This is a genomic window from Wolbachia endosymbiont of Drosophila bocki (assembly GCF_028982005.1).
Classification (GTDB): Bacteria; Pseudomonadota; Alphaproteobacteria; order Rickettsiales; family Anaplasmataceae; genus Wolbachia; species Wolbachia pipientis.
On record NZ_JAPQLG010000227.1, the window covers coordinates 1 to 3185 of the forward strand.

The following is a 3185-nucleotide window of genomic DNA, read 5'->3' on the forward strand; positions in this document are numbered from 1 at the left end:
GATATACCTCTTTCTTAACTATGCTTATTTTACCTCATATTTTCGAGATCCTTAACAGGTTCTAAGAAAGCAGACTACATCACCAATCTGCACATTTTTTCCTTCTTGAACGGGAATATTTTTTATCACCATTGCTGCTTCAGCACATATGATATTTTCCATTTTCATTGCCTCCACCACAAATAAAGGTTGTCCTATTTCCACCTGATCTCCTACATTTACGTGCAATTTAACTAATAAACCAGATATTGGGGATTTTACAGCATCTGCTGAAATCCCTTCTGTTTCATTATTTAGCATTAACTTACTTAATTCAGCTACATGAGGTTTTAATATACAACACTCAGCTTTCATACCTGCATGTCTTATGAAGTACTTGCTGCCTTGTCTTTCTATTTTAAGTGCTATATTGGTATCGTCATTAATTGTGATATATAGCAATCTATAACTTGATTTCCACTTGCCTATAACGGAGTATTTATTGTGATTATATACCGTTATTAATATATTATCTTGGTATTTTGCATTTACGGAGTACTCATTGTCATTTATATTCACTATGAATAAATCTCTTGCACGGTCACCTGCCATCCGAGTAGCTGATACTGGTGCCCCTTCTTTTTTACTAGATTCCAGTGTCACGCACTGGAATGACACCTGAGATGTTTCATTCACTGCTTTATGATGGTACCTTTCTTCACTTTCCAAATGAACATATAACGCAGTGAAAATAAATATTTTAATATACTCCTCTGTAACAAAATCGCCGTGAAACCCACTAGGGTAATGATCTGGAATGAATCTCGTATGGAGCTTTGCTGCGATAAAATTTGGGTGATGGAAGATGGATTCTAGAAATTCTATATTATTTGTTACTCCTTCTATATAGCATTCAGACAATGCTTTTTGCATTCTGCTGATCGCTTCTACTCTATCTTTTCCATATGTTATCACTTTGGCAATCATCGAATCATAGAACATGCTAATTTCTGAACCTGCAGCAACTCCATCATCTATTCTTACATAATCATTTTCACCCGGTTTATCGTAATATTTTATTCTTCCGCTGGAAGGGAAAAATTTCTTCGATGGGTCTTCAGCGCAAATTCTACTTTCTATTGCAGAACCAGTAAGTTTAATATCATCCTGATTGAATCTCAATTTCTCTCCACAGGAAGTTCTGATCATTTCTTCTACTATGTCTATTCCAGTTATAAATTCTGTTACTGGATGCTCAACTTGCAATCTCGTATTTACCTCAAGAAAATAGAAGTTTTGGTCTTTATCTACAACAAACTCAACAGTGCCTGCTGAAAAATAGCCAACTTGCTTTGCCAGAGAAACACATTGAACATACATTTTTTGTCTTACTTCTTCACTAATGAATGGACTTGGCGTTTTTTCTATTATTTTCTGATTATTCCTTTGTATCGAGCATTCTCTTTCTCCAAGACAAACTATATTGCCATATTTATCTGCTATGATTTGTATTTCAATATGTCTTGGCAATTCTATATATTTCTCTATAAAGATACTGCCATCCTTAAAACTTTTCTCTGCTTCATTTGTGGCTGATGTAAATGCTAGTTCAATTTCTTTTTTGGAGTTTACAATTCGCATTCCTTTGCCACCACCGCCTGATGCAGCTTTAAGCATAACCGGAAAGCCAATTTCTTCAGCAACTTGAGCTGCGTGGGCAGCGTCGCTAATCTTACCCATATATCCTGGCACTACATTCACTCCAGCTTTTTTTGCCGCTTCTTTTGCTGTTATTTTGTTGGCTGTAACCTCTATTGTTTCTGCACTGGGACCGATGAAGTCTATATTATGTTTTTGAAGAGCACGTGGAAAATCTGGATTTTCTGCTAAAAAACCATAGCCAGGATGAACTGCCTGCACACCTGTTTCAACTGCTACCTCGCATATTTTTTCAATGTTTAAATAACTGAGGCAAGAAGGCGAAGGGCCGATATATCTTGACTCATCTGCTTGTCTTACATGCACAGAATTTACATCTGCATCCGAATATACGCATACACAAGATATACCCATCCTACGAGCAGTTCTGATAATCCTGCAGGGAATTTCTCCTCTGTTTGCTATTAAAATCTTACTGTACTTCTTTTCCGTCATCTTATCAGTATACTTTCTTGAGTTAAGAAAGTAAATTTCTATATCATTGCCTGCAACTTTTTGTTATATATCAGACAGTCACCCTTGCAGGATCCGTACCACTAAAAGTTTCCTCTAGAGTACTTACGTCATGTAGGTCATGTATCTCACTAAATACTTTGCCTGACAGATACGCAGCCCCACCAGAAACTATCCCAGCCATCGTAGCCAGTGCAAGAGACTGAGAAACTAAAAATAAAAAGTATAAAGACAAACATAAAGCAGCAATACACGCTATAGCTCCTACTATATGTAAGCACAGGCGAAACTTCTGGTTACATATGAAGCTGTCTTGTATACCTGCAGTTTCTCTTATCTTCTTCTTAACTGTTTTACTAACCCAATCAAGAGGAGTCTTTTTAGATTTATCTAACGCACATCTATTGCACAATGCCTCTTGAATATAACTTTTGTAATTCTCCAATTTTTCCGAATCACACCCTGGATTAGTTTTGTCAGACTCCAAATACTTGAATATTCCTTTTACTACATCCAACAATATCCCCATTCTTGCCGCTATATGAAATGGGTTTTCATGATCTTCATTGTACTCTAACAAATGAACATTACTTTTAACACTTTGTTTGAAAATGGACAAAAAAGCATCAACATTCCTTGCCTTTGCAGCCAAATGCAGATAATTGCTTCCTTGTACCGAGGTATATTTGATATCTAAGTCTCCTGACAACAAATAATTAATGACATCAGAATTAGGGCTCGGCCGCTCTAAAGCAATATGAAGAGGAGTTTTTCCATCTTCGTCTTTTGAGTTAATTATTGGGGGTTGCTCGCCTGGGATTCAGAGCTTTTTTCACTGCCTCATAATCGTCTTTTTTAATTGCATTGACCAGATCTTTGAATTTTTGAGTCATAATATATACCTACTATCTAACCAATAATAAATTATACAACACAATTTATTGAAAATAAAGACAATTTTATCTCTCAGAACCTGTTTAAAATCTTCGTAATAGGAGAGAAATGAAGGAAAGGACAATCATTTGCAAGCTGGT

Annotated in this window: 2 protein-coding genes; both read right to left on the reverse strand. The window is 36.0% G+C overall.

All coding sequences use genetic code 11. From position 1 onward, the window contains the following. Positions 1–51: 51 nt before the first annotated feature. Positions 52–2133 carry an acetyl-CoA carboxylase biotin carboxylase subunit gene (locus OZD61_RS05740; RefSeq protein WP_274980159.1) on the reverse strand — a complete coding sequence of 694 codons (2082 nt, stop codon included), beginning with the start codon at positions 2131–2133 and terminating at the stop codon, positions 52–54. A 70-nt stretch (positions 2134–2203) separates the two neighbouring features. Next, entirely contained in the window at positions 2204–2971 is a 768-nt protein-coding gene (locus tag OZD61_RS05745) for an ankyrin repeat domain-containing protein (protein ID WP_338062840.1), read from the reverse strand. Between the last annotated feature and the right edge of the window lie 214 nt (positions 2972–3185).

Excerpts from the sequence above, each read along its gene's own strand:
- OZD61_RS05740 (WP_274980159.1), bottom strand. The coding sequence starts at position 2,133 with ATGACGGAAAAGAAGTACAGTAAGATTTTAATAGCAAACAGAGGAGAA.